Origin of the sequence: Streptomyces sp. ActVer, assembly GCF_027270795.1 — a bacterium.
Lineage (GTDB): Bacteria > Actinomycetota > Actinomycetes > Streptomycetales > Streptomycetaceae > Streptomyces > Streptomyces umbrinus_A.
The window spans coordinates 24,068-50,364 of the sequence record NZ_JAPWHT010000014.1 but is presented as its reverse complement, the minus strand read 5'-3'; the positions used below and the strand labels follow the sequence as shown (position 1 = coordinate 50,364).

Annotated in this window: 20 protein-coding genes; 6 read left to right on the top strand and 14 right to left on the bottom strand. The window is 68.5% G+C overall.

The annotated features are described in order from the left end of the window. The 3 genes from O3Q52_RS04390 to O3Q52_RS04380 all read right to left on the bottom strand — a co-directional run. On the bottom strand, positions 1-620 hold a 620-nt coding region (locus O3Q52_RS04390; protein ID WP_269647449.1), incomplete at its 3' end, for an FAD:protein FMN transferase. Positions 621-643: 23 nt separating this feature from the next. Continuing rightward, complete coding sequence (locus tag O3Q52_RS04385; protein WP_269647447.1) at positions 644-1,348, bottom strand: FMN-binding protein; 705 nt, start codon at positions 1,346-1,348, stop codon at positions 644-646. Positions 1,349-1,358: 10 nt separating this feature from the next. Beyond that, entirely contained in the window at positions 1,359-2,699 is a 1,341-nt protein-coding gene (locus tag O3Q52_RS04380; RefSeq protein ID WP_269647446.1) for a ferredoxin reductase family protein, read from the bottom strand. Positions 2,700-2,852: 153 nt separating this feature from the next. On the opposite strand from O3Q52_RS04380, the gene O3Q52_RS04375 reads away from it, so the two are divergent. Beyond that, positions 2,853-3,551: a response regulator transcription factor gene (locus tag O3Q52_RS04375; protein ID WP_269647445.1), complete on the top strand. Its 699-nt coding sequence runs from the start codon at positions 2,853-2,855 to the stop codon at positions 3,549-3,551. Beyond that, positions 3,548-4,978 (top strand): HAMP domain-containing sensor histidine kinase, encoded by a 1,431-nt coding sequence (locus O3Q52_RS04370; RefSeq protein ID WP_269647444.1) that lies wholly within the window; start codon positions 3,548-3,550, stop codon positions 4,976-4,978. The genes O3Q52_RS04375 and O3Q52_RS04370 overlap by 4 nt, the downstream gene beginning before the upstream one ends. A gap of 70 nt (positions 4,979-5,048) precedes the next feature. Here O3Q52_RS04370 and O3Q52_RS04365 read toward each other — a convergent pair whose 3' ends face one another. Both O3Q52_RS04365 and O3Q52_RS04360 read right to left on the bottom strand, forming a co-directional pair. Next, complete coding sequence (locus tag O3Q52_RS04365; RefSeq protein WP_269647443.1) at positions 5,049-6,494, bottom strand: family 43 glycosylhydrolase; 1,446 nt, start codon at positions 6,492-6,494, stop codon at positions 5,049-5,051. A 51-nt stretch (positions 6,495-6,545) separates the two neighbouring features. Beyond that, entirely contained in the window at positions 6,546-7,982 is a 1,437-nt protein-coding gene (locus tag O3Q52_RS04360) for a family 43 glycosylhydrolase (protein ID WP_269647448.1), read from the bottom strand. 402 nt (positions 7,983-8,384) lie between these two features. Between O3Q52_RS04360 and O3Q52_RS04355 the strand changes: the two genes are divergently transcribed. Then, positions 8,385-13,583 (top strand): family 43 glycosylhydrolase, encoded by a 5,199-nt coding sequence (locus O3Q52_RS04355; protein WP_269647442.1) that lies wholly within the window; start codon positions 8,385-8,387, stop codon positions 13,581-13,583. Positions 13,584-13,641: 58 nt separating this feature from the next. On the opposite strand, the gene O3Q52_RS04350 is transcribed toward O3Q52_RS04355, so the two are convergent. Continuing rightward, positions 13,642-14,094 (bottom strand): VOC family protein, encoded by a 453-nt coding sequence (locus O3Q52_RS04350; protein ID WP_269647441.1) that lies wholly within the window; start codon positions 14,092-14,094, stop codon positions 13,642-13,644. Between the two features lie 103 nt (positions 14,095-14,197). Here O3Q52_RS04350 and O3Q52_RS04345 point away from each other — a divergent pair, with 103 nt between their 5' ends. Beyond that, positions 14,198-14,782 carry a TetR/AcrR family transcriptional regulator gene (locus O3Q52_RS04345; RefSeq protein WP_269647440.1) on the top strand — a complete coding sequence of 195 codons (585 nt, stop codon included), beginning with the start codon at positions 14,198-14,200 and terminating at the stop codon, positions 14,780-14,782. A 108-nt stretch (positions 14,783-14,890) separates the two neighbouring features. Here the strand turns inward: O3Q52_RS04345 and yjfF are convergent, their stop codons facing one another. The 7 genes from yjfF to O3Q52_RS04310 all read right to left on the bottom strand — a co-directional run bounded on the left by yjfF (position 14,891) and on the right by O3Q52_RS04310 (position 23,664). Next, positions 14,891-15,928, bottom strand: coding sequence for a galactofuranose ABC transporter, permease protein YjfF (yjfF, locus tag O3Q52_RS04340; protein ID WP_269647439.1), 1,038 nt, complete (start codon positions 15,926-15,928; stop codon positions 14,891-14,893). Next, complete coding sequence (locus O3Q52_RS04335; RefSeq protein ID WP_269647438.1) at positions 15,928-17,019, bottom strand: ABC transporter permease; 1,092 nt, start codon at positions 17,017-17,019, stop codon at positions 15,928-15,930. Before O3Q52_RS04335 ends, yjfF begins: the two co-directional genes overlap by 1 nt. Next, a complete protein-coding gene (locus O3Q52_RS04330) occupies positions 17,016-18,554 on the bottom strand; it encodes a sugar ABC transporter ATP-binding protein (protein ID WP_269647437.1) in 1,539 nt (512 codons plus the stop codon). Before O3Q52_RS04330 ends, O3Q52_RS04335 begins: the two co-directional genes overlap by 4 nt. 180 nt (positions 18,555-18,734) lie before the next feature. Further along, positions 18,735-19,745, bottom strand: coding sequence for an ABC transporter substrate-binding protein (locus tag O3Q52_RS04325; RefSeq protein ID WP_269647436.1), 1,011 nt, complete (start codon positions 19,743-19,745; stop codon positions 18,735-18,737). Positions 19,746-19,901: 156 nt separating this feature from the next. Continuing rightward, positions 19,902-20,948: a LacI family DNA-binding transcriptional regulator gene (locus tag O3Q52_RS04320; RefSeq protein ID WP_269647435.1), complete on the bottom strand. Its 1,047-nt coding sequence runs from the start codon at positions 20,946-20,948 to the stop codon at positions 19,902-19,904. 944 nt (positions 20,949-21,892) lie between these two features. Continuing rightward, positions 21,893-23,314 carry an IS3 family transposase gene (locus tag O3Q52_RS04315; protein ID WP_269647434.1) on the bottom strand — a complete coding sequence of 474 codons (1,422 nt, stop codon included), beginning with the start codon at positions 23,312-23,314 and terminating at the stop codon, positions 21,893-21,895. Positions 23,315-23,331: 17 nt separating this feature from the next. Next, positions 23,332-23,664 (bottom strand): transposase, encoded by a 333-nt coding sequence (locus O3Q52_RS04310; protein ID WP_269647433.1) that lies wholly within the window; start codon positions 23,662-23,664, stop codon positions 23,332-23,334. Between the two features lie 75 nt (positions 23,665-23,739). Between O3Q52_RS04310 and O3Q52_RS04305 the strand changes: the two genes are divergently transcribed. Both O3Q52_RS04305 and O3Q52_RS04300 read left to right on the top strand, forming a co-directional pair. Beyond that, positions 23,740-24,147, top strand: coding sequence for an NUDIX hydrolase (locus O3Q52_RS04305; RefSeq protein WP_269647432.1), 408 nt, complete (start codon positions 23,740-23,742; stop codon positions 24,145-24,147). Positions 24,148-24,181: 34 nt separating this feature from the next. Further along, on the top strand, positions 24,182-24,946 hold the full coding sequence (locus O3Q52_RS04300) for a 3-deoxy-manno-octulosonate cytidylyltransferase (protein ID WP_269647431.1): 765 nt from the start codon (positions 24,182-24,184) through the stop codon (positions 24,944-24,946). A gap of 110 nt (positions 24,947-25,056) precedes the next feature. Here the strand turns inward: O3Q52_RS04300 and O3Q52_RS04295 are convergent, their stop codons facing one another. Then, on the bottom strand, positions 25,057-26,292 hold the full coding sequence (locus tag O3Q52_RS04295) for an MFS transporter (protein ID WP_269647430.1): 1,236 nt from the start codon (positions 26,290-26,292) through the stop codon (positions 25,057-25,059). Positions 26,293-26,297: the final 5 nt, after the last annotated feature.

Below are 26,297 nucleotides of genomic sequence, written 5' to 3'. Positions count from 1 at the left end.
GCGAACGCCGCGGTCGCCGTCGCGTCCGCCTCGGTCAGGGAGGGGGCCACGACGGTCAGACTGAGCAGTCCGGTCGCCGGACGGCCGGTGCGGCCGTCGAGGATGTGGTCACCCCGCTCGTACCGCCCGGAGGTCGCCACCGCGCCGTCGGTGATCTCCAGGACCGCGCACAGCCGGTCGGCCTGTTCCGGGTGGCGCACGCCCACCCGCCACGGACGGCCGGCGGAGACCACATCGCCGCCGGCGTTCAGGCAGAACGTCGTCACGCCCTCGGCGAGCAGCAACTCGGCGGCCCGCTGCACCGCCCAGCCCTTGACCATCGCGCAGGGGTCGAGGCCACGGCCGGGCAGCCGCACCTGGAACGCGCCCCCGCTGGCGACCCGGTACTCCTCGCACAGGTCGAGCACCTCGACGAGGTCCGGGCTCAGCTCGTGGGCTTCGAGCTCTCCCCGGCCCAGCCGGGACACCTCGCTGTCGGCGATGAACGGGCTGAACCGCGCGTCGACCTCGCGCAGCCACGCGAACACCCGGTCCGCGGCCACGGACGCGCTCCCGTCGGGGTCGGCGTCGTCGATCCGCAGGGAGATCGGCAGCCCCATGATGTGCTCGACGCGACGCACTTCCTCAGCCGTTGACATCGCGATCAGCCCTTCGCGTCTATGGCGGCCTGGAGGGACTCGACGTACCCCTCGCTCGTGATCGTGGCGCCCGAGACCGCGTCGATGTCGGAACTCTGGGCCTCCAGCGTCTCCGCTATCAGCTTCGGCACGGCGGCCTTCGTCTGCGGGTGGTTCGGCTGCTGCAGCATCCGTACCGCGTCGATCTTGTCGCCCTCGAAGGTCACCTCCACCTGCACGGTGCCCTTCTCGGTGCCGACGGCCGAACCCGCGACGACCTGGGAGGCGGCGGCCGAGGCGGACGGCGAGGAGGAGGACGAGGAAGACGCCGGCTTCGCGTCGATGGCCGCCTGGAGGGACTCGACGTACCCCTCACTGGTGATCGTGGCGCCGGACACCGCGTCGATGTCGGCGCTCTGCGCGGTGAGCGTCTCCGCTATCAGCTTCGGGACCGCGGCCTTGGTCTGCGGGTGGTTCGGCTGCTGCAGCATCCGTACGGAGCTGATCTTGTCGCCGTCGAAGGTCACCTCGACCTGGACGGGACCCTTCTCGGTCTTGATGGTCGAACCCGCGACGACCTGGTTCGAGGCACCGCCCGACGAGGACGTTGAAGGTGCCGAGGCGGGTTCGGCGACCTCCGTGGTGGACGACGTGTCGGTCGAGGGCGCGTAGCGCCACACCGGGATCAGACCCGCGACGGTCAGGACCAGGACAGGAATGGCTCGTTTCACGGTGTCTCTCTCATCCCGCCAGGCTGAAGCGCTCGAAGTGGATCTGCTGCTTGGGCACGTTCAGCTCGCGCAGACTGCCCAGCACCGCGTTCATCATCGGAGGCGGCCCGCACAGGAAGACGTCCCGGTCGCCGATGTCCGGCACGAGCCGTACGAGCTCGTTCGGCGCCAGCTTGTCGGGGCTGACCGGCCCGGACACCAGGTGCAGCTCGGCGCCCTTGGCCTGGGCGAGCTCCCGCAGCTCGTCGTAGAGAACCGCGTCCCGGTCCGTGGACACCCGGTAGATGACCACCGCGTGCCCTTGCACCTCCTCCAGCAGGGCCCTGATGGGGGTGACACCCACACCACCGGCGATGAGCACGGACTCCGGCCGGGTGCGGTGCATCGCGGTGAAGGCGCCGTACGGGCCCTCGGCGAAGACCCGCGTACCGACCTTCAGGTGCCGCAGGCCCGCGGTGCCGTCACCCGCCGTCTTGGCGGTGAGCCGCAGCGTCCGGCCGTCCGGCGCCGCCGACAGCGAGAACGGGTTGGCCTGCCACCACCGGTCCCTGGTCAGGAACCGCCACAGGAAGAACTGGCCCGCGCGCGCCGGCAACCGGTCCAGGTCGCGCCCCGTCATGTAGATCGACACGACACTGTCGGACTCGGGGACCACGGCCGAGACCCGCAGCTGGTGGCGCATGTTCCGCCACAGCGGCAGCACCAGCCGGCCCAGGACGACCGCGCCGAGCGCCACGCCCCACACGCCGTACCAGTACGCCGTGGCGAAGGAGGACGCGGTGAAGGTCGTCCCCACCGCCACCTGGTGCGTGAAGGCCAGCACGACCGCGACGTACGTGTAGAGGTGGATGAAGTGCCACGTCTCATAGGCCAGCCTTCGGCGGGCGTAGCGGGCCGAGACGCCGCCGATCACGAGGATCAGCACCAGCGCGACGACGGCGCGCAGCACGCCCTCGACGGTCTCGGCGAGATCCACGAGCTGACTCACCGGGTCCATGCCGGAGGAGTCGGCGTAGCCGAAGGTGATGAACACGGCGTGGCCCAGCAGCGTCCAGAGCAGGCCGAAGCCGACCCAGCGGTGCCAGGAGGTCAGCCGGTCCATGCCGATGCGGCGGTCGAGCCACGGCAGCCGGGCGACCAGCAGCAGCTGGAAGGCCATCAGGAGCGCGCCGTACAGGCCGAGGAGCCGGCCCATGACGATGAGGGCGTTCGAGGCGAACCCGGCCTGGACGAAGAACACGGTCACCACGGCTACGTTCACGGCCAGCACGCCGCACAGGCCGGCGCGGGCCACCACCTTGGGGCGCACGGCCGCGGGAGGTGGCGGAACGGTCGTCTGGACAGTAGTCACGGGGTCGGCAACTCCTTGATCGGGTCCTGGGACTCCGAGCCTGCCTGGCGGGAGCTGTCGTTTTCCTGTCGGTCAACTTTCAAGTTTTTATCGATGTGGAGTCGGGGGGCCCGCGACTATGGCGTCATGAGGCACGTGAAGCACTATGGGCACGTGGAAAAAGTACGACTTCTCGTCGTGGACGACGACCCGCCCATCGCCGACCTGGTCGCGACGGTCGCCCGCTACGAGGGCTGGGAGGCGGTGACCGCGAACTCCGGCGAGGAGGCGCTGCACCGTGCCGCGGACTTCCATCCGGACATCGTGGTGCTCGACCTCATGCTGCCCGGGCTCGACGGCTTCGCCGTGCTCGACCGGCTGCGGCTGTCCGGGACGATGGTGCCCGTGGTGTTCCTGACCGCCCGGGACGGCGTGGCCGACCGGGTCGCGGGCCTGACCAGGGGCGGCGACGACTACCTGGTGAAGCCGTTCGCGGTGGAGGAGCTCATGGCCCGGCTGCGGACCGTGCTGCGCCGCAGCGCGGGACCGGCCTTCCAGCGGTCGGTGCTGAGTGTCGCGGACCTGACCATGGACGAGGACACCCGCGAGGTGCGCCGCGGCGACCGGCTGCTGACGCTCACCCCGACCGAGTACGAGGTGCTCCGCTATCTGATGCGGAAGTCTCCGACCGTGCTCACCAAGGCGCAGATCCTCGACCATGTCTGGGAGTACGGCTTCGGCGGCCGGTCGAACGTGGTGGAGCTGGTCATCAGCCGGCTGCGCCGCAAGCTCGACGGCATCGACGAGGACGGGGCGCCGCTCATCCACACCGTGCGGGGCGTCGGATACGTGGTGCGACAGGTCGCCGAGTGATCCGCCGCTTCAGGGAGACCTACCGCAGGCTGCGGCTGGGCACCCGGCTGGCCCTCGGCATGGGCGTGCTCTCACTGGTCGTGTTCGCCGTCGTCGGGGCGTCGCTGTCGATGTACATGCGGGGCTATCTGGAACGCCAGCTCAACGACCAGATGAAGCTCGTCCAGATCACCCAGTCCAAGGACGTCACGGCGTACGGCACCGTGCAGGGCAAGCCGTACTACGGCTGGTACACCGCCTCGTACGAGGTGTCGGCCGGCTCTGCCGTCCTCCGCAAGCCCGCGGACGTACCGGCGGACGCCGACGAGCTCGCCACCGTCGCCGAGGCGCTGCAGGCCTCGGGCCACGACCCGCTCTTCCGCACCGCGCACATCAAGGGGAAGGGAACGTACCGGCTGCGTGCCTGCGAGGCCGAACCCGGGGTGGTCCTGGTCACCGCGGCGCCCATGGACGGCATCGAGGACACCATGGACCAGCTGGCCACGGTCCAGGTCGTCGCGTTCGCCCTCGCGCTGGTCGGGCTCGTGGTGTTCGGCCGCGCGGTGCTGCGGCGGGGCCTGAAGCCGCTCAGCGACATGGCGCACACGGCCCGCGGCATCACCTCGCACGACTTCACCGACTCGGCGCGGCTTCCGGTGCGCGCCGACCGCGGGAACGGCGGCCCTGAGGTCGAGGAGCTGCGCACCGCGTTCAACACCATGCTGGAGCACATCGACGACTCGCTGGCCGTCCGCACGGAGGCGGAACAGCGGCTGCGCCGGTTCGTCGCGGACGCCTCGCACGAGCTGCGAACGCCCCTGATGTCGGTACGCGGCTACGCGGACCTCTTCCAGTACGCGGCGGCCAACGAGCCCGAGGAGCGGGAGAAGCACCTGGCCCGGCTGCGTGCCGAGGCGGCCAGGATGGGTGTGCTCCTGGACGACCTGCTGCTGCTCGCCCGGCTGGACGCCGCCGAGGTGGAGGCACCGGTGCGGCTGGAGGACGCGGATCTGGCGGAGCTGGTGCGCCAGGCCGCGGAGGCCTTCCGCGCGGCCCGCCCGGACCATCCGCTGACCGTGGCCACCGGTCCCGGTCCGGTGCGGCTGCGCCTCGACGCCCTGCGCATCCGGCAGGTCCTGGACAACCTCCTCACCAACGCCGCCGTCCACACCCCTGCCGGTACGAAGGTGTCCGTCGAGGTGTCGGTCGTGGCCGACGCGGCGGTCGTCCGCGTCACCGACTCCGGTCCCGGCATCCCGGCCGCCGACCAGGAGCACGTCTTCGACCGCTTCTTCCGCATCGACAAGGCCCGCAGCCGCGACCGAGGAGGCAGCGGCCTGGGCCTCGCGGTCGCCCGCTCCCTGGCCCAGGCCCACGCCGGCACGATCACCCTGACAAGCGGCCCGGGCGCGACGACCTTCACAATGAGGCTTCCCTTGGCCCCCTAAGGGGCGCGGGGAACTGCGCGACCAGCCACGAACGGCCCGCACCCGGCGCCCCACGAACGAGCCCCCCGGCCTACTCGGCGTAGAACGTGGCGTCCGCCTTCGCCGTCGTCGTATCGGCCGGCTGCGTCACCAGCAGATAGTTGTAGTGCCGGACATAGCTGCCCGCCACGTTGTACGACTCGAAAGAGACGCCCGCCGACGCGTCGGCCAGCCCCGCCCGCCGATAGAAGCTCGCGTCACCCTTGAAGGCCGTACTCCCGTCACTCTTGTCCACCCACACCTCACCGTTGCTCCGGTGACGGAGGTAGTACCCCGGGAAGTTCGCCGATTCCAGGGAGACGGTCCCCGTGCCGGCAAGCCCGGTCACGACACGGAACTGCGAGTCCGCGAGGTTGGTGACGTTCGGCTCGATCTTCGCCCGGTACTCCCAGTGCCGGATGAACCGGTCGGGGAAGTTGTACGAGGAGAAGCGGACCGGCGTGACACCGTCGGCCACGGGGATGCCGAGGTTGGGCGTGCCGTCGGCGTTCCAGTACAGCTTCTGGTAGCGGGTACGGCGGTTGGGGTCGTTGAGCGGGTCGCCGCTGATGTCCTTGTAGTTGCGGTCGTGGTAGACGAGGATGTCGGACTTTCCGTCCTCGGACGTGGTGAAGGTGTTGTGGCCCGGACCGTACTGGCCGGTCGCGTCGTTGCTCTTGAAGACCGGAGTCTGGGTCTTCGTCCAGGAGGCCGGGTTCATCAGGTCGGCCGTGCTGTTGGCGGTCAGCAGGCCGAGGCAGTAGTTGGCGTCGGTGGCGCTGGCCGAGAAGGTCATGAAGACCTTGCCGTTCCGCTGGATGACGGCCGGTCCTTCGTTGACACGTTGGCCGACGGTCTCCCAGGAGAGCGTCGGGGTGGAGATTCGCGCCGGGGTGCCGCTGATGGTCCAGGGGTTGGACATCGGGGCGAGATAGATGCTGGTTCCGGTGCCGACCGCCGGGTCGTTCTGCGCCCAGCTCAGATAGCGGGTGCCGCCGACGGTGAAGGTCGTCGCGTCGAGCGAGAAGGTGTCCAGCGGCAGGGCGATACGGCCCTTCTCGGTCCAGGTCCCGGTCAGCGGATTGGCGGCGCTGGTCTCCAGGACGTACGGCCGGATCTTCCAGATGTCGTTGGAAGCACCGGCGGCGAAGTAGACGTACCACTTGCCGTCGATGAAGTGAATCTCCGGCGCCCAGATGTGCGCGCCCATCTCACCGCTGGCGTGCTTCGTCCAGATCGTCGTCTCGGCGGCGGTGGACAGGCCCTGGAGCGTGGTGGCCCGCCGCATGACGATCCTGTCGTACGCGGGCACGGTGGCGGTGAAGTAGTAGTAGCCGTCGGTGTGTTTGAAGATGTGCGGATCGGCGCGCTGTTCGGCGATCGGATTGGTGAAGGTGACGGCGGGCGAGGCGGGGGCGGCGGCCTCGGCGATGCCGGAGGCCAGGGCGGCCAGGGTGACGAGCAGCGCCGTGACCACCCTTGCGATCGTGCGTCTCACTGAGTTCCTCTCGATCACGTCGAATGCGTCACATCACGTCGAACGCGCCGGTCATGTCGTCGGCTTGAACTGCCACTGCTGGCAGGTGTTGTTGAGCCAGGACCACTGGCGCACGTCGACGCCGTCGGCCGTGCCGCAGTTGGCGACGTCGGCGACCTTGCCGGTGCTCTCGTTGACGATCCGCACGTAGTCGCCGGTGGCCGTGTGGACGAGGCGGTACTTCTGGCAGTTGTTGTTCAGCCAGGACCACTGGGCGATGTCGGTTCCGTCGGCGGCGGCGCAGCCTGCGGTGTCCATGACCTTGCCGGTGGCCACGTTCACCAGCCGGCTGGTGTCGTTGCCCTGGTCCTCGATCCGCCACTTCTGGTTGGCGCCGCCGGTGCAGGTCCACTGGAAGATGTTGGCGCCGTCCGCGGTGCTGCCACCGGCCACGTCCAGGCACTTGCCGCTGTTGCGGTTCACGAGGGTGTACGCCGTCGGGGTCGCCGCGGTCTCGGCGGACGGGCAGGGAAGGGTGGTTCCGAGGGCGACGGGGGTGCCGAAGTTGGGTGTGCCGTCCGCGTTCCAGGTGAACTTCTGGGCGCGGGTGGTCCGGCCGTTGCCGCAGCCGCCGTTCGCGGTGTTGTTGCCGTGGTAGACGATCCAGTTCTCGGTGCCGTCGGGCGAGGTGAAGAAGCCGTTGTGGCCGGGGCCGTAGACACCCGCCGCGTCGTTGCGCTGGAAGACGGGGGTCTGCTTCTTCGTCCAGGAGGACGCCGACAGCGGGTTGGTGCCGGTCAGTTCGAGCTGGCCGAGCTTGTAGTCCGCGGTCTGGCAGTGGCTGGCGGAGAAGGTGAGGAAGGTGCGGCCGTCGTGGTACAGCGGCTCGGGCCCCTCGTTGACAGCGCCGCCCGAGGTCTCCCAGCTCAGCGTCGGGCTGGAGATGACGCTGAAGGTGGAACTGCTCAGCGTGTACGGGTTGCTCATCGGCGCGATGACCAGGCTCTGCGTACTGCCGTTGATGAATCCGCTGCCGACCAGGTACAGGCTGTTGCCCTGCTTCAGCACACTGGCGTCGATGAGCCAGCCGCCCGGAGTGAGGTTGGAGCCGGTGAGCTGGTTCTTGAAGGTGTACGGGCCCATCGGGTCGGTGCCCGCGCTCTCCAGGACGTAGGTGCGCTGGGAGTCGCAGCAGGCGACGCCGCTCTGCCCGGCGGAGTAGTACAGGTACCAGCGCCCGTCGAAGAAGTGCAGTTCCGGGGCCCAGAAGTTGGTGTTCCGGGTGGAGGTGGTGTCACTCCACACCTGGACGCTGGGGGCCACGGACAGACCGGCCAGGGTCGGCGACTTCCGCATGGTCAGCACACCGGTGAACGACGTGGTGACCAGGTAGTAGTTGCCGTTGTAGTACTCCAGCCAGGGGTCGGCGCCCTTCTGCGCCTTGACGGGGTTCGTGTACGGCCGCCCCTCCACGGCCGTGGCGGGCTGCGTGGCGACGGAGGCGAGCATCACGATCAGCGCTGCCACGAGGGTGCACCAGTGACGGGCACGGAACACGGCGGATCCCCTTCCGATGAGCACTACGTTCGTGGCGTTCGAAATCCCGTACAGCGTGCGTAACTTCGACCAGAAGATAAGTACGCACGAGGTAAGCGTCAACGCTTCTGACACGTTTGATTCCGGTCGGCTTTCCGTGACGTAAAACCACGAACGTCACGCGGACCTACGGGTGTTACGCAAAGCCTCCAGCTGTTCGACCTGCCGGACATTGTTCGGAACCCCTTGACGCCCCCGTTCACACCGCTTCACACTCTCGCAACGCGACGTCACACACGCGAAACGGCACGAGCCCGCTGCTGAGACCTCGCGGTCCTTTCCTTCCGGCATGTCTCAGCAGAGGAAGTTGAAACGATGCGACTCGCGAGACCCCGTAGCCGTACAAGACGTTGGGCAGGAGGGCTCGCCGGACTGACCACGGCCTCACTGCTCCTCGGACTCGCCGGGCCCGTCGCCCCCGCCAACGCGGCCGAGAGCGCGGACATCACCGACGGCCTGGCCCTCTGGTACAAGCTCGACGCCGCCTCCGGCACCACGGTCGCCGACGCCTCCGGCAACGGCCGGACCGGCACGGTGAACGGCACCGCCACCTGGTCCGACACCGGCGAGGGGCTCTCGTTCAACGGCTCCGACACCTACGTCAAGGTGCCGGACAACATCATGAGCGGCATGAACTCGATCTCCGTCTCGATGGACGTGAAGGTCGACTCCGCGCAGAACACCCCGTACTTCATCTACGGCTTCGGCAACACGAGCGGCTCCGCGGGCAACGGCTACCTCTTCACCACCGGCAGCACCTTCCGGACCTCCATCGCCTCCGGCAACTGGTCGACGGAACAGACCACCCAGCCCTCCCCCGCCCGCGCCATGACCCGTGCCGTGTGGAAGCAGGTCACGTACACCCAGACGGGCAACACCGGTGTCCTGTACGAGGACGGCGTCGAGGTGGCTCGCAACACCGCGGTCACCATCACGCCCGGCTCCATCGGCTCCGGCACCACGACCGCCAACTACATCGGCAAGTCGGTGTACCCGGGCGACAAACTCTTCAAGGGCAGCATCCGCGACTTCCGGGTCTACGACCGGGCGTTGGCCGGCTCGGAGGTCGAGCAGCTCTCCCTCCCCGTCGCCACCCGGGGCGTCGCCGACGACAAGGCCGCCCTCGCCCTCGGCGACACGAGCGCCGTCGTCGCGGACCTGACCCTGCCCACCACCGGCACGGCGGGCGGCTCCTCGATCAGCTGGAAGAGCGACACCCCCACGGTGGTGTCGGACTCCGGTGCCGTAACCCGCCCCGCCGCAGGTGAGCCGGACGGTCACGCGAAGCTCACCGCGACCCTGAAGAAGGGTTCGGTGACGGACACCAGGACCTTCGACGTCACGGTCCCGGCCGCTTTCGACGACGACACGGCCACCGAGCAGGCCGCCGAGGCGCTGAAGGTCGACAACCTCGACGACGTGCGCGGCAACATCACTCTGCCGTCGACCGGTTCGTACGGCACGAAGGTCGGCTGGACCTCCGCGAAGCCGGACGTCGTCTCCGCCGACGGCATCGTCCGCCGCCCGGCACACGGCGACGGCGGTACGACCGTCGAGCTGACCGCGACCGTCACCAAGGGCGACGCGCAGGCGACCCGTGTCCTCACCGCGAAGGTGCCCGAACTCCCCGCCGAGGCGCCCCTCAAGGGCTATATGTTCAGCTACTTCACCGGCGAGGGCACCTCGGACGGCGAGCAGCTGTACGCGGCCCTGAGCAAGGGCGACGACCCGTTGAAATGGCGGGAGTTGAACGAGGGCAAGCCCGTCCTGACCTCCACGCTCGGTGAGAAGGGCCTGCGCGACCCGTTCATCATCCGCTCCCCCGAGGGCGACAAGTTCTACCAGATAGCCACCGACCTGAGGATCTACGGCAACGGCAACTGGGACGCGTCCCAGCGCACCGGCAGCAAGTCCATCATGGTCTGGGAGTCCACCGACCTGGTCCACTGGACCGACCAACGCCTGGTCAAGGTCTCCCCCGACTCGGCCGGCAACACCTGGGCACCCGAGGCGTTCTACGACGAGAAGCTCGGCTCGTACGTCGTCTTCTGGGCGTCGAAGCTGTACGACAACGCCGAGCACTCGGGCGACACGTACAACCGCATGATGTACGCGACCACCCGCGACTTCCGTACCTTCAGCGAGCCCAAGGTGTGGATCGACCGCGGCTACTCGGTCATCGACTCCACGATGATCAAGCAGGGCGACACCTACTACCGGCTGTCGAAGGACGAGCGGAACAACTCCTCGTCGACCCCGAACAGCAAGTTCATCTTCCAGGAGAAGAGCGACTCGATCCTCGACGAGTCCTGGGACTTCGTGGCCGAGGGCATCGGCAAGGGCGCGATGAGCGCCGCCGAGGGACCGCTGGTGTTCAAGTCCAACACCGAGGAGAAGTGGTACGCGTTCCTCGACGAGTTCGGCGGCCGCGGCTACATCCCCTTCGAGACGACGAACCTCGCCTCCGGCAGCTGGACCCCGTCCACCGGATATGACCTTCCGTCAAAACCACGCCACGGCACGGTACTTCCGGTCACGCAGGCCGAGTACGACCGGCTGCTGAAGGCGTACCAGCCGGACCAGGTCGTCGAGTCGGTCGAGGACGTCAAGGTGACTACGGGCATCGGTGAAGCCCCGGTTCTGCCGGGGACGGTCATCGCCGACTACGCCGACGGCGTCAAGCGGCCCGTCTCCGTCACCTGGGACGACGTCCCCGCCTCGGAGTACGCGCAGGCCGGCACCTTCACCGTGAAGGGCAGCCTGCCCGACGGCGCCGCGCTCAGGGTCGAGGCCGAGGTCACGGTCTCGGCTCAGGGCCCCGACGTCCCCGCAGACCTGGTCCTGCGCTACGGCTTCGACGAGACGGACGGAAGCATCGCGCGTGACTCCAGCGGCCGCGGCTACCACGGCACATACGTCCGTACGCCCGACTTCGGGACCGGCGTGGACGGCGGCTCGTTCAAGATGTCCGGCGGTTCGAGCAGTTCGACCACCTCTCCGTACGTCAGGATCCCCAACGGCGTGCTGAAGGGTGCCGACAGCGCCACCGTCTCCACGTACGCGAAGTGGAAGGGCGGGGACAACTTCCAGTGGCTCTTCGGTCTTGGCCCGGACAGCGACAAATACCTCTTCGCCAGTCCGTCCAACGGCGGCGGCAAGCTCTTCTCCGCGATCACCAAGGCCACTTGGTCGGGCGAGAAGCAGATGACCGGCGGCTCGCAGCTCACCCCCGGGAAGTGGCAGCACGTCACCGTGACCGTGAACGGCGCGACCGAGACCGCGATCCTCTACGTGGACGGCGTCGAAGCGGCCCGGGCGACCGGCGTCACCATCAAGCCGTCCGAGCTGTACGACGCGTCGAAGGGCTACTCCGGCTACATCGGCAAGTCGCTCTACTCCCCCGACCCGTACTTCGGCGGCGAGGTCGACGACTTCCGCGTCTACAACCGGGCGCTGTCGCCCACCGAGGTCCTGGAACTGAGCGGGAACACGACCGGGATCGCCACGGCGACCCACCCCGCTCTCAAGGTCGACGCGATCATCGACGACGCGGCCGGCAAGGTCACTCTCCCGCTCGCCGAGGGCAGTGATCTCACCGCCCTGGCACCGGAGTTCGGCCTCGCCCACGGGGCGTCCATCAGCCCCGCGTCCGGCTCGCTCCACGACTTCACCCAGCCCGTGAAATACGAGGTCACCGGCTCGGACGGCAAGAAGCGCACCTGGACGGTCCGGGCCCTGGAGATGAAGAGCCCGGTGCTGCCGGGGCTCAACGCCGACCCGAACATCACGAGGTTCGGCGACACCTTCTACATCTACCCGACCACGGACGGCTTCCCGGGCTGGAGCGGCACGCAGTTCAAGGCGTACTCGTCGAAGGACCTGGTGCGCTGGGAGGACCACGGCGTCGTCCTCGACCTGGGTCCGGACGTCAGCTGGGCCGACAGCAGGGCCTGGGCCCCGGCGATCGAGGAGCGGAACGGCAAGTACTACTTCTACTTCTGCGCCGACGCGAACATCGGTGTCGCGGTGTCCGACTCGCCCACCGGCCCGTTCAAGGACGCGCTGGGCAAGCCACTGCTGAAGGCGGGCCAGTATCCGGGCCAGATGATCGACCCGGCGGTGTTCACGGACGACGACGGCACGCCGTACCTGTACTGGGGCAACGGCAGGGCGTACGCCGTCCCGCTGAACGACGACATGGTCTCCTTCGACGCGTCGAAGGTCACCGACATGACTCCCAGCGGCTACAACGAGGGCACCTTCGTCGTCAAGCGCAAGGGCACCTACTACTTCATGTGGTCGGAGAACGACACCCGGGACGAGAACTACCGCGTCGCCTACGCGACCGGCTCCTCGCCCACGGGCCCCTGGACCAAGCGGGGCGTGATCCTGGAGAAGGACCTGTCCCTGGGCATCAAGGGCCCCGGCCACCACTCGGTGGTCAAGGTGCCGAACACCGACGACTGGTACATCGCCTACCACCGTTTCGCCATCCCGGGCGGTGACGGCACGAACCGCGAAACCACCATCGACAAGCTGGAGTTCGACGCCGACGGGCTGATCAAGAAGGTCGTCCCGACATTGTCGAGCGTCGACCCGGTGACCATCGTCCGGGCCGGTCCGGACGCGATGGGCACCGAGGGGAGCGCGATCCCGGTCACCGGCACGATCTCCGGAGCGGGCAAGCCCCGGTGGACGGCCGAGAGCGGAGCGCCCTGCACCTTCGCCGACCCCGACGCCGTCCTCACCTCGGTCACCTGCGCCGACGACGGCACGTACGAGGTGACGCTGACCGGGGGCCGCAGCAGTGACACGCTCACCGTGACCGTCGACAACGCGGCGCCGGTGATCACGTCGGCGACGGGGCCCGCCTCGGCGGTGTCCGTCGGTAAGAGTGCGTCCGTGAAGGCCGCGTTCACCGACCTGGGGTCCGACGACACCCAGACGTGCGAGGTCGACTGGAAGGACGGCACCGAGCCGTCCACGGGCACCGTCACGAATGCGGGCTGCGCGGCCACGCACACGTACAAGAAGGCGGGCATCCACCGTCCGGTGGTCACCGTCACCGACGACGACGGCGGCAAGGACAGCACCCAGCTGCCCGAACTGGTCGTCTACGACCGTGCGGCAGGTCCGATCGCGGGCGTCGGAGTCATCTCCTCCCCGGCGGGCGCCTACCCGGCGAAGCCCTCACTGACCGGTCTTGCGGGCTTCTCCTTCGGCGCCGCATACAAGAAGGCGAAGGACACCGTGCCGAGCGGCAACGCGACCTTCGACTTCGCGGCCGGCAAGGTGAAGTTCCGCTCCACCGGCTCGGACTGGCTGGTCGTCACCCGCTCCGAAGCCCAGTACCAGGGCTCGGGCACGGTCAACGGCACCGGCGGCTACGCCTTCCGCATCACCATCACCGACTCCCCCGACACCTACCGCATCAGGATCTGGAAGAAGTCCACGGGCGACGTCGTCTACGACAACCGCACGGGCTCGAAGGCTTACGGCATCGTGTTCGGCTGACGGCTGACGCACCACCCTCACCAGCAGAGGCGCTCGGGGCTCTTGGCCCCGGGCGCCTCTATTCGGCTCGGCCGGGAACGTACTGGGCCGCGTACTCCCCGGTGGCCGGGACGGTGGTGATGACGTCGACCATGACGCCGTCGGGTGCCCCGACGATGAAGTGACGCTGCCCGAACTCCTCCGTGCGCAGCGTGAGGAGCACGGGCAGGCCCGCCTCCTCGACCAGTCGCTGGTGTTCGGCGTCGACGTCCTCGACCTCGAAGTTGAGCAGGAGCCCGCCCCGGACGGGGACGCGATGCCCTTCGGGGAGGGTCGGGTGGGTGTGGTCGAGCAGTGCGAGCTCGTACTGCGGGGCCTCGGTGTGCCTGAGGCTCACGTACCAGTCTGCCTCGAAGGTCGCCTCGAAGCCGAAGTGACGGACGTAGAAGTCGCGCGACGCGGTGACGTCACGGGTGGCGATCACCGGGTAGAAGCCGCTGAGCCGGGTCTTCATGGCATCTCTCTCTTTCATGACAGCTCTCCTCCGCTCGCACACCCCGTTTCACATACCCAGGGTATGTGAAAAAGGACGTTAGCATACCCGGGGTATGCGAACTCGAGGAGGTGGAGCGCTGATGGCTGTCACGAGGGCCGAGCAGCGGGCGGCGACCCGACGGGCGCTGTTGGCCGAGGGGCGTCGGCGATTCTCCGCCGACGGCTACCACGACGTGGTGCTCGCGGAGGTGGCCCGGGCCGTCGGGGTCACGAAGGGCGCTGCCTACCACCACTTCGAGAGCAAGGCGGGGCTCTTCCGGGCCGTGGTCGCCGAGGTACAGCGCGAACTCGGCGAGAGGGTCGCGGAGTCCGCCGAGCGGTACGACGACCCGTGGGAGCGGCTACGGGCCGGTTGCCGGACCTTCCTGGCCGCCGGGTCAGACGCGGCCGTGCGCCGGATCCTGCTGGTGGACGCCCCGACCGCGCTCGGCTGGGACGAGTGGCGCGCCATGGACGAGGAGTCCTCCGCCCGGCATCTGGGCGAGGCGCTGGAGGCCCTGGTGGAGGCCGGGATCATCACCGAGCAGCCGGTGGAGCCGCTGGCCCGTCTGCTGTCGGGAGCGATGAACGAGGCCGCGCTGTGGCTGGCCCGCGTGGCGGACCCGGAGGCGCAGGCTCGGACCGAACAGGCCCTGGACCGGCTGCTGAACGGGCTGCGGGCCTGAGGCCCCGACCGAACTCACCGTATCCGCAGCCCTGTTGGCGACGGTCAACGGCGAGGGGCCACCTCCCCTGAGGTGGCCCCTCGCCGCGCCGCGGACGGGAGAGAGCCGTCAGGTTCCCCCCGCCACGGCTTTCTTGCGGCTCGTCATCGCGCGCTGGATCAGGATGAACGCGCAAAGAAGCACGCCCGTCGCGATCTTCGTCCACCACGAGCTCAGTGTGCCCTCGAACTGGATGAGGCTCTTGATGAGGCCGAGGACGAGGACGCCGAAGAGGGTGCCGATCACATAGCCGGAGCCGCCCGTGAGGAGCGTGCCGCCGATGACGACCGCGGCGATCGCGTCGAGTTCCATGCCGGTGGCGTGCAGGGGGTCACCGGACTGGATGTAGAGGGTGAAGAGGAGTCCGGCGAGCGCCGAGCAGAAGCCGCTCATCGTGTACACGGCGATCTTGGTGCCGCCCTGCGGAAGGCCCATCAGCAGGGCCGACTGCTCGTTGCCGCCGATGGCGTACACCCGGCGTCCGAAGCGCGTGTAGTGCAGGACGTAGAACGCCGCGGCCAGTACCACCAGCGCCACGATGGCCCCGATGGAGAGGAAGGCCCCGCCCAGTGACACCTGTGTCTGGGCCATGCTGCTCACGGAGGAGTCGCCGATGGAGATGGACTCCTTGCTGATGACCAGGCACAGGCCCCGGAAGAGGAAGAGGCCGGCCAGGGTCACGATGAAGGGCTGGATCTCGAAGTTCTGGATCACATAGCCCATCAGGAAGCCGCCGAAGGCTCCCACGGCGAGCGCCATGGGGATGACGACCACGATCGGCAGGCCCTGACGTTCCACCAGCCATGCCGTGAACATGGTCGTGAAGCCGATGACGGAGCCGACCGAGAGGTCGATGCCGCCGGACAGGATGACGAAGGTGGCGCCGACGGCGGCGACCAGCAGATAGCTGTTGTCGATGAACAGGTTGAGGAAGACCTGCGCTTCGGCGAACCCGTAGTTCTGGTACCGGCTCAGGCCGACGCCGTACATCACGAGGAAGAGACCGGCCGTCACCAGGACGGGCAGCCGCCGGTCGCCGAGTACGCGCGCGGCCTTGCCGGCCGTACGGCTGTCCGCCGCCGTCGGCCGCTGGGTGGTCGTGCTCATCACGACACCTCCATCTTGGGAGAGGCCTCGGCCGCCGGGGCGGTCTCCGCCGGTGCCGGTGCCGCGGCCTGCTTGCCGCCGAGCCTCGCGCCGAACACCTTGGCGCGGAACTTCGGCGACTGCATCAGGCAGACGATGATGACGACGGCGGCCTTGAAGACCAGGTTGGTCTGGGTCGGCACGCCGATGGTGTAGATCGTGGTGGTCAGGGTCTGGATGACGAGGGCGCCGACGACCGTGCCGCCGATGGAGAACCGGCCGCCGAGCAGCGGCGTACCGCCGATGACCACGGCGAGGATCGCGTCGAGCTCGATCCACAGACCGGCGTTGTTGCCGTCCGCGGCGGAGGTGTTGGAGCTGATCATCAGTCCCGCGATACCGGCGCACAGCGCGCAGAACACGTACACCATGATCTTGATGCGCATGGACCTGATGCCGACCAGGCGGCTGGCCTCGGCGTTGCCGCCGACGGACTCGACGAGCAGGCCGAGGGCCGTGCGGCGGGTGAGCACCACGGTGACGGCCACGACGGCGGCCACGATGAAGATGGAGAAGGGCAGCGTCAGCCAGTAGCCGCCGCCGATCAGCTTGTACGGCTCGCTGTTGACGGTGATGATCTGCCCGTCGGTGATGAGCTGGGCGACACCGCGGCCGGCGACCATGATGATCAGCGTGGCGATGATCGGCTGGATGCCCATCCTGGCGACCAGGAAGCCGTTCCAGAGGCCGCAGACGATGGCGGCCGCCAGTCCGATGCCCAGGGCCAGGAACACCCCGGACAGGGCGCTCTGGTCGGCCTGGTCGCTGATGTACGAACAGGTCAGGGCGCCGGTGATGGCGACCACGGCGCCGACGGAGAGGTCGATGCCGCCGGTGGCGATGACCAGGGTCATGCCGACCGCGACCAGGATGAGGGGCGAGCCGAACAGGACGATCGAGACGAGGCTCCCGTAGAGGTGGCCGTCCGTCATCTTGATGGCGAAGAAGTCGGGTGTGAAGGGAACGTTGACGAGCAGCAGGATGACCAGCACGGCGACCGGCCAGAACAGGTGATGGTGCGTCAGCGCTCGCCATCGGGGAGTGGTGGTCACTGGTGCTCTCCGCTCGCGATGGTCTCCAGGATCCGGGTGGTGGTGATCTCGGGCCCGTTGGCGAGCTGCGCCACCAGCTTGCGGTCGCGCAGCACTCCGATGGTGTGGCTGAGCCGCAGGACCTCCTCCAGCTCGGCCGCGATGTACAGCACGGCCATGCCCTCCTCGGAGAGCGAGACCACCAGTTTCTGGATCTCGGCCTTCGCGCCGATGTCGATGCCGCGCGTCGGCTCGTCCAGGATCAGCAGTTTCGGCTGGGTGATCAGCCAGCGGGCGAGCAGCACCTTCTGCTGGTTGCCGCCGCTGAGCTGGCCGACCCTGGCCTCGGGGTTGGCGGGCCTGATGTCCAGGGCCTTGATGTACTTGGCGACGAGTTCGTCGCGCTGGGCGACCGGGATGGGCCGGGTCCAGCCGCGGGATGCCTGCAGGGCGAGGATGATGTTCTCCCGCACCGTCAGGTCCGGTACGAGGCCCTCGGTCTTGCGGTTCTCCGAGCAGAACGCGACGCCCGCGGCGATCGCGTCGTTCGGGGCGGTCATCGAGACCTGCTTGCCGCCGATGGTGAGCTTGCCGCTGTCGGGGTGGTCGGCGCCGAAGAGCAGCCGGGCGAGTTCGGTGCGGCCGGATCCGAGGAGTCCGGCGAGTCCGATGACCTCACCCTTCTTGATCTCCAGGTCGAAGGGGGCGATGCCGCCGACGCGGCCGAGGCCGTCCGCCTTGAGCAGCAACTCCCCCACGTCGGAGTGGAGTTGCTGGTCGTGCAGCTCCTCCAGCTGGTCAAGGGCCTTGCCGATCATCAGCTGGACGAGGCCGACCTGGTCGAGGTCGCGGACCATGTGCTCGCCGACCAGGGTGCCGTTGCGCAGGACGGTCATCCGGTCGCAGACCTCGTAGATCTGGTCGAGGAAGTGCGACACGAAGAGGATCGCGACGCCCTCGTCCTTCAACCGCCGCATCAGGGCGAAGAGTTCGAGGACCTCGTCGCGGTCGAGGCTGGAGGTCGGCTCGTCGAGGATGAGCACCTTGGTGCCCGCCCCCTGGCCGTCGGCGTCCCCGGTGCCCACCGACCGTACGACCGCGACCAGTTGCTGCACGGCCAGGGGGTACGAGGACAGGGGCGCGGTGACGTCGATGTCGAGGCCGAGCCGGTCGACCAGCTCGGCGGCCTCGCGGCGCAGCCGCTTCCACTGGATGCGGCCGAAGCGGGTGGGTTCGCGTCCGATGAAGATGTTCTCCGCCACCGACAGGTTGGGGCAGAGGTTGACCTCCTGGTAGACCGTGCTGACGCCGGCCTGCTGCGCCTGCGACGGGCTGGCGAACCGTACGTTCGTGCCGTTGAGGGTGATGGTGCCGCCGTCCAGGGAGTGGACCCCGGTCAGCACCTTGATGAGGGTGGACTTGCCGGCGCCGTTCTCGCCGAGCAGTGCGTGGATCTCGCCGGGGAAGAGCCGGAAGTCGACACCCGACAGAGCCCGTACCCCCGGAAACTCTTTGACTATGCCCGCCATCTCCAGGACGGGCAGCGGCTCTGCCATGGCAGCGCTCCTCATGGATTTCGTTCAGGCCCGCAGGGAGCCCCCTGAGCCGAGGTGTTCGGCCGGACGGAGGCTCCCTGGCGGTGGGTGCGGTCGGTCAGTACGCGCGAGTCGACGCCCGCGGATCAGTACCTGCGGATCGGCACCCGCGGATCAGTACCTGCGGGTCGAGCCCGAAGGTCAGTACTTGCGGGTGGGGAGCGCGTCCTTGGCCTGGTCCTGCATGAAGTCGCCCTCCTTGGTCTTGATCCAGCGGTCGACCGTCTCGCCGTCCTTGACCTTCTGCACGACCTCCATCAGCTGGGGGCCGAGCAGCGGGTTGCACTCGACGATGGCGTTGATCTTGCCCTCGGACATGGCGACGAAGCCGTCCTTCACGCCGTCGACCGTGACGATCAGGATGTCCTTGCCGGGCTTCTTGCCGGCCGCCTCGATGGCCTGGATGGCGCCGATGCCCATGTCGTCGTTGTGCGCGAACAGCACGTCGATGTCCGGGTTGGACTGCAGGAAGGCCGCCATGACCTGCTTGCCGCCGGCGCGGGTGAAGTCACCGGTCTGGCTGACGACGATCTTCCAGTCGTCCTTGTGGTCGGCGTCCATGACCTCCTTGAAGCCCTTGGCACGCTCGATCGCGGGGGCGGCACCGGTGGTGCCCTCCAGCTGTGCGATCTTGACGTTGCCCTTGCGGCCGGCCTTCTCGAGGACCTTCTCCAGGATCTTGGCCGCGCGCCTGCCCTCGTCCGTGAAGTCGGAGCCGACCAGGGTCACGTACAGGGACTCGTCGGAGGTCTCGACGGAGCGGTCGGTGAGGACGACCGGGATCTTCTTGGCCTTGGCCTCCTTGAGCACCGCGTCCCAGCCGGTGACGACCACCGGCGAGAAGGCTATGACGTCCACCTTCTGGGCGATGAAGCTGCGGATCGCGGAGATCTGGTTCTCCTGCTTCTGCTGCGCGTCGGAGAACTTGAGGGTGTAGCCCGCCTCCTTGGCCGACGCCTTCACCGAGTCGGTGTTGGCGGTGCGCCAGCCGCTCTCCGAGCCGACCTGGGAGAAGCCGAGGGTGAGCTTCTTGCCGCCGCTGCCACCGTCAGAGGAACTCGACGAGCCCTCGTCCTCCTTGGCACAGGCCGCCAGGCCACCCGCCGCCGCCACGCCGACCGCCGCGGTGAGGAAGTTCCTTCTGTTGAGCATGTGTCTTCTCCTTTGAAGAGCCGGTCCCTGGGGGACCTGCTGGTACGCCTTGCCACTCGCCGGGACAGGCTGCACTCGTCCAGCCTGTCGATCATTGTTCGATATATCGGCCATGCTGATGCGGTGAAAATCGGCCGTCGGGTGCTGTGCGCGGTGTCAGGTGGGGGCTGCGCCCGGGTCCGCGGTGTACGGGAAGGTGCTTGCGCGGACCACGAGTTGGGGCTCGATGGCGAACCGGGGTGTCCCGGCCGGGTCACGGCCCTCGATCAGGTCCAGGAGCAGGGCGATGCTCCGTTTGCCCACCGCCGAGAAGTCCTGCCGGACGGTGGTGAGCGGTGGGGCGAAGAACTCCGACTCCGGTATGTCGTCGAAGCCGACCACCGCGACGTCCTGGGGAGTTCGCACGCCCGCTTCCCGAAGGGCCCGCAACACCCCCAGTGCCATCTGGTCGTTGGCGACGAAGACCGCGGTCAGACCCCGGCCCACCCAGCCTGCCAGTTCCTGGCCCGCCCGGTAGCCCGACAGCGGACTCCAGTCCCCGCGCAGGGACATCGGCGGCTCGACACCGGCCTCTTCGAGGGTCGCCCGCCAGCCTGCGGCCCGGTCGGCCGCCTCCTGCCAGTCCTCGGGTCCGGCGAGGTGCCAGACCGTACGGTGGCCGGCGGCCAGCAGATGACCGGTGGCCAGCCGTGCGCCCATGTGCTGGTCCACGTTGACGCAGGGGATGCCCACGCCGGGTCCGCTGCCCACGGTCACCACCGGGAACGGGTGGCGGAGTTCGGCGAGCGCCTCGACCGCCGACCGCTGCGGGGCGATGGCGACGACTCCCTCCACCCCGCCCTCACTGAGGTGGTCCAGGGCTTCGGACAGCGTCTCGACGGTCAGCTTGCGCAGGCTGACCGTGGAGACGAGGTAGCCCTCGGCGCGCGCGGCCTCTTCGAGTGCGAAGAGGGTGCTGGCCGGACCGTAGAGCGTCGTGTCGGAGGCGACGACTCCCAGGGTCCGAGTGCGTCGGGTGACCAGGGCTCGTGCGGAGGAGTTGCGGCGGTAGCCCATTTCCTCGATCGCGTGCAGCACCCTGGCCCGTGTCTCGTCCCGCACGTTGGGGTGATCCCCCAGCACACGGGAAACAGTCTGGTGGGACACGCCCGCCAGTCGCGCGACATCGGCCATGGTGGGCGGCCGAAGCTGCGATTGTGCCATGGCCGCACCTCCTTGGCGGTCGTATTCCGGAAGATTTCTGTGACACCCGTGGACGCCTCCGGGCGGTGGGGCCCGGCCCGCAACAACGGCAACCGGTCCGCCGGACAGCCGGGTAACTCTCCGGGCGGGAGCTCCACGACCACGGCAGTTGCCACGGAGGCGAGTTGAGGCGTCGCGAACGCCATGTCGTACCTCCCTGGAAGTCGGCCGGTGATTGCGGAGGTCATTGTGAGCGCTAACAATTCATGCCGGTCAAGGGGTGCAACAGCAGGAGGACGTCACGTTTGAGTAACGCGGCGGAAGCATGCGGTGTCGGGCCGGCGGCCCACAACACGGGTTCACGGCAAGGGTCTTGACGCGCTTCCGGCACGGCTCTATTTTCAGCACCGAAACTTCGAACCACGAACGAAATATCGGACGTTGATGATGACCGGTTCCAGCCAGAGGCACGCGCCTCTCCCCCGCCGATGCTGAGCACCGGCACAACACCCGCACGCGGAAAGGGCCCTCACAGGCTCTCGCCTGCGAAGACCCTTCGCTCTGTCGGGACGACAGGATTTGAACCTGCGACCCCTTGACCCCCAGGAGTGCGGGCTACCGGGATTATCTGGATGAACCGGCTATTTCAAGGGCAGATACCGTGCGCTTCGCGGTATGAAGTTCGGCACCGCGCATGCCGTTTGGTCCCCAACTGGTCCCCAGAACGCAGACCAGGTCCAGCCCCACAGCCGAGCGCGGACCGATAACCGCTCGCTCGGTCGTGACGGCTCCGGGGGCTCTGTCAGTGGTCGACGCCACCGTGAGAGATGAGCCAGATCGGCTCGTGGCCTCGGAGGGTGGCAGGCGTGGGTGACGTGGAATGGCCGAAGGATCCTGGGGCCTACGAACAGGCCGTCGCCGTCCTGCTCAGCTGCATGCACCCGCAGCTTGTGCGCGTTGATGGATCAGGCGGCGATGGCGGGAGAGACGCACAGCTCACGGCCCCCGACGGACTCCACGTCTTCGAGATGAAATCCTTCACCGGCCGGATGACAAAGGGGCGCCGGGACAAGGTCGAGAAGTCCTTGGGTCGGGCCGCGCTGCTGAACCCCGTCAGCTGGGACGTCATCGTGCCGATCGACCTCAACCCGACCGAGGAGAAGTGGTTCAGCGGCCTTCAGCAGAGGTTCTCGTTCCCGCTTTCGTGGCGCGGGGCCACCTGGATCAAGGCCCGACTGGCCGAGCACCCGGCCGTGCGCCGGTTCTATTTCGCCGACCATCACGCGGAGCTGGGGCACCTGCTTCAGGAGATCGCCCGGAGTCACATCTCGCCCATTGACACGGCGGCCGACGCAGCCGCGCGGCTCCGACAGCTGTGCGACCGTCTGGCCGAGCTGGACCCGCACTACACCTTCCGCATCACCGCCGGCCCGGGGCCCCGCACCGACATTGAAGTTCTCCCCGCCTATCCGGGAGCCGATCGTGTCAATCCCCTCGCAGTGTGGAGACGATCTATGCGGCCAGTCCCTCGGCGAGGGTGGCTCGGTACTCGCGTTCGTAGTCGATCGGGCTCTTGAACCCGCATACGCTGTGTAGCCGCCTGGTGTTGTAGGAGTCGGTGATCCAGGTGGCGATCCTGATCCGGGCCTCGGTGCGGGTGGCGAAGGTTGCCGGTGGACGTACTCGACCTTGAGCACACTGTTGAAAGCCTCGCTCACGGCGTTGTCGAAACAAGATCCGACTCTGCCCATGGACTGGGTCACGCCCAGTCGCCGGCAGGCCCGGCGAAAGCGCCGCGAGCAGTACTCGCTGCCCCTGTCCGTGTGCATGATCACGCCGCGGACGTTGCCGCCCCGGGTGGCTGCGGCCATGTTGAGTGAGGCCACCACCAGCTCGGCGTCGTGACGGACGCCCATCGCGTAGCCGAGCAGCCGCCGGGAGAACAGATCGATGACGGTGGCGAGGTAGAGCTTGCCTCCGCCGGTGTCGATCTCGGTCATGTCGCCCGCCCAGACAAGGTCCGGTTCCTCGGCGGTGAAGTCCCGGTGCACGAAGTCCGGGGCCGCCGCCCGCTGGCCCCGGCGCCTTCGGATCTCCCGTCCGGCCAGGCCGATTTCGGCCATGAGCTTGGCGACGGTGTTCACCGACACCCGCCAGCCCCGGCGGATCAACTCGATGAATACCTTAGGCGAGCCGTAGGTGCCGCCCGAGCTGCGGAAGATCTCCTCGATCTCCTCCGCCAGACGCTGCCGGCGCATCTCCCGCGCCGTGGGCGGGCGGTCGCGCCACTTGTAGAACCACGACTCCGACACCCCAAGTGCCCGACATGCAGTGCGGTACGGAATCTTCTGCCCGGCCTTGCAGCTGCTGATCACCCCGACCGCCACGGCCGGGTCCGCGTCAGCTACTTCACCCACAAGGCCACGAATCGCTTGCACACATCACGCTCCATCTCCAGCTCGCGGATGCGCTTGTCCTTCTCCCTGGCCTCGGCCCGCAGCCGGTCCAGCTCCGCGCGCTCACTCTCCCGCAGCCGACCACCGGGCGACGCCTCGGCCACCCGCCGGTCCGACGACGGTGACCCGTTATGCCTCGCCCGCGACACCCAGCTGCGCAGTGTCCCGGAATGGATGCCCAGATCCGCGGCCACCTCCGGGACCGACTTCCCGGTCTCCATCACGATCCGTACCGCCCCCTCGCGGAACTCCGCATCGTAGAGGCGCTTCTTGGATGCCATGACCCCAACTATCCCTCCGGTCACGGTCTCCACAGTAGGAGGGGAACCTCAAACCGCAAGACGTTCCCCGCCCACGTGACATGCGGTGCCATCGTCATCAACGGCGCCCGGCATGTGCTGCACATCGTGCACAAGGCGTTCGGGAAGCTGCTGGCGCCCGGCGGCCACAACGAACTGGAGGACCGGCACCTGCGCGACGCCGCCCTGCGTGAGCTGCACGAGGAGGCAGGCATACCGCCCAGCGCCGTCGTTCCCCCCTCCGGCTTCGAAGACGTTCCCCTCGACATCGACGTGCACACCATCGACGCGAATCCCTCGAAGGACGAGCCGGCCCACCACCACGTGGACTTCCGCTGGGTCTTCCGTCTCGGCGCAGAGCACGCGGTGACCCTCCAGGAAGAGGAGGTCGACGGCTACGAATGGCGGCCGTTCACGAGCGCCGCCTCGCCCACCGTCCGGTCCAAGCTTGCTCTGCTGCCCTGAAGGCCCGCCCGTACTCGACCATCAGGAGGACGCCGTGGCCGCCACCACAGCTCTAGCTCCCGACGCCACACGGCGCCAGCACGTCGCCGTCATACCCTGCCGTTGGGGCGCTTCGCGCTTTCCCGGTAAACCGTTGGCCCGCCTCGGCGACAAGCCGCTGCTCTGGCACGTCCACCAGCGGTGCCTTGAGGCCAAACGTCTCGACGGCGCCGTCGTGGCGACCGACGACGAACGCATCGAAGCGACGTGCCGCCAGCTGGGCATCGAGTGCATCCGCACCGGAGAGCACCTCACGGGCACCGATCGGGTCGCGGAGGTCGCCGAGCGCCTGCCGGCCGAGGCGTACATCAACGTCCAGGGCGACGAGCCGTTCATCTCGCCGACCGCCATCGACGCCATCTCCGAGGCCCTGGCGTACCTGCCGCCGGGCGCGCTCGCCGTGAACGCGTACACCGAACTGGCCGACGTCGGCGCCGTCCTGGACCACAACGTCGTCAAGGTCGTTGCCTCGGCCCAAGGGGAGGCCCTGATGTTCTCGCGCCAGCCCATCCCTTATCCGAAGGGCGAACGACCGAAGTACCTCCGCCAACTGGGCCTCTACGGCTTCACCGGCCCAGCTCTCCAACGCTTCCGACAGCTCCAGCAAGGGCCCTTGGAGCGCGCCGAAGGAGTGGAGATGCTGCGCTTCGTCGAACACGGCCACGCCGTGCAGATGATCCCTGTCGAGGACTACGGCGTAGCGGTGGACACCCCTGAGGATCTCGCGCGAGCCGAGAGCCTCCTCGCCCAGTACGCATGATTGACCGCTTCCACGACGGGGCGGCCTGTCGGCCCTTGAGGTGAGAACGACTTCCTTCCGCCGCAGGAACTGACGGCCGACGCGCAGGACAGTTTCGATGCGCGGGTCTGTCAGCGGAGTGGCGCTCCGGACGGGTTGTCGTCAGCAGGAGCGGTCCAGGGCGCGGTGACTGCGGTGGCCATGGAGATGACGGCGAGGAGCACGAAGAGGTGGCTGTATCCGCCGAGTGGCGCGGCGAGCATGGCCGCGGCGAAGGGGGCCAGGGCTGCGGCGGTGGTTGCTGGCGCGGCGAGCAGGCCGGAGAGGCGCCCGTAGTGGGTGGCGCCCCAGCGGTCGGTGATGGCGGTGGCTTGGAGCAGGGTGAGGTTGCCGCGGACCATGCCGGCCGCGAGCGACACGACAATGAGCAGGGCGTATGGCCCGGGTACGGCGGCGAAGGCAGCGGTGGTGATGCCGCCGACGGCGATCAGGGTCGTAGTACGGGTGGCCACGGCGGTGCGTCGGGCGAGAGTGGCGTACAGGGTGCGGCCGAGGGTTTGTCCGGCGCCACCGAGTCCGAGCGCCCATGCTGCCTGGCTCGTGGTGTATCCGCGTTCCAGGAGGAGCGGTACGAGGGCGACGACGACGGCGTACATCGCGAAGGCCGACAGGGCGAAGACGGCCGCGAGCAGCAGGAACGGCCGACTGCGCGCCACCGGGGCCGCGCCCACGGCGTGTGCAGGGCTGCATGGGGCGTTGGGCCAGGGTGCTCGCAGCGCGAGGGCGTGGGCGGGGAGGGTGACGGCGGTGAGGATCCCGGCCAGCACGAGATAGGTGTGCCGCCAGGACAAGTGGTCGGCGAGCAGGGCCGTCAGCGGCGCGAAGACGGTAGAGGCCAGGCCGCCGGCGAGGGTGACGATCGTCAGGGCCCGGACGTGGTCCGGGGCCCACCAGCGGGTGAGGGCGGCGAACGCGGGCTGGTAGAACGTGGCGGCCATCGCGACTCCGGCCAGCGCCCAACCGGCGAAGAACATGGGCAGGTTGGGGGCCGTAGCCACCACGAGCAGGCTGGCGGCGCCGAGGGCTGATCCTGCTGTCATGACGGCGCGCGGGCCGCGCCGGTCGAGGATCCTCCCGACCCGGATACCGGCGAGCGCGGAGATGACCAGGCCGAGCGAGAACGCCGCGGTGGTCGCTCCTGCCGACCAGTTTGTCGCCTGCGTGATCTCGGGGTTCAGGACGGGGAACGCGTAGTAGACGATTCCCCAGCTAGTGATCTGGGTGGCGCACAGGGCGGGCAACGCGGCGCGGGGCCGTGACCGGTCCCCCGTCCCGGTCACGGCCCCGCTGGTGTGGAGGTCGGTCATCGGCG

What these genes read in the sequence shown, in the direction of transcription:
- O3Q52_RS04330 (WP_269647437.1), bottom strand. Translation starts at nt 18,554, where the DNA reads ATGGCAGAGCCGCTGCCCGTCCTGGAGATGGCGGGCATAGTCAAAGAG.
- O3Q52_RS04325 (WP_269647436.1), bottom strand. Translation starts at nt 19,745, where the DNA reads ATGCTCAACAGAAGGAACTTCCTCACCGCGGCGGTCGGCGTGGCGGCG.
- O3Q52_RS04310 (WP_269647433.1), bottom strand. Translation starts at nt 23,664, where the DNA reads ATGGCATCCAAGAAGCGCCTCTACGATGCGGAGTTCCGCGAGGGGGCG.
- O3Q52_RS04355 (WP_269647442.1), top strand. Translation starts at nt 8,385, where the DNA reads ATGCGACTCGCGAGACCCCGTAGCCGTACAAGACGTTGGGCAGGAGGG.
- yjfF (WP_269647439.1), bottom strand. Translation starts at nt 15,928, where the DNA reads ATGAGCACGACCACCCAGCGGCCGACGGCGGCGGACAGCCGTACGGCC.
- O3Q52_RS04320 (WP_269647435.1), bottom strand. Translation starts at nt 20,948, where the DNA reads ATGGCACAATCGCAGCTTCGGCCGCCCACCATGGCCGATGTCGCGCGA.
- O3Q52_RS04345 (WP_269647440.1), top strand. Translation starts at nt 14,198, where the DNA reads ATGGCTGTCACGAGGGCCGAGCAGCGGGCGGCGACCCGACGGGCGCTG.
- O3Q52_RS04360 (WP_269647448.1), bottom strand. Translation starts at nt 7,982, where the DNA reads ATGCTCGCCTCCGTCGCCACGCAGCCCGCCACGGCCGTGGAGGGGCGG.
- O3Q52_RS04295 (WP_269647430.1), bottom strand. Translation starts at nt 26,292, where the DNA reads ATGACCGACCTCCACACCAGCGGGGCCGTGACCGGGACGGGGGACCGG.
- O3Q52_RS04350 (WP_269647441.1), bottom strand. Translation starts at nt 14,094, where the DNA reads ATGAAAGAGAGAGATGCCATGAAGACCCGGCTCAGCGGCTTCTACCCG.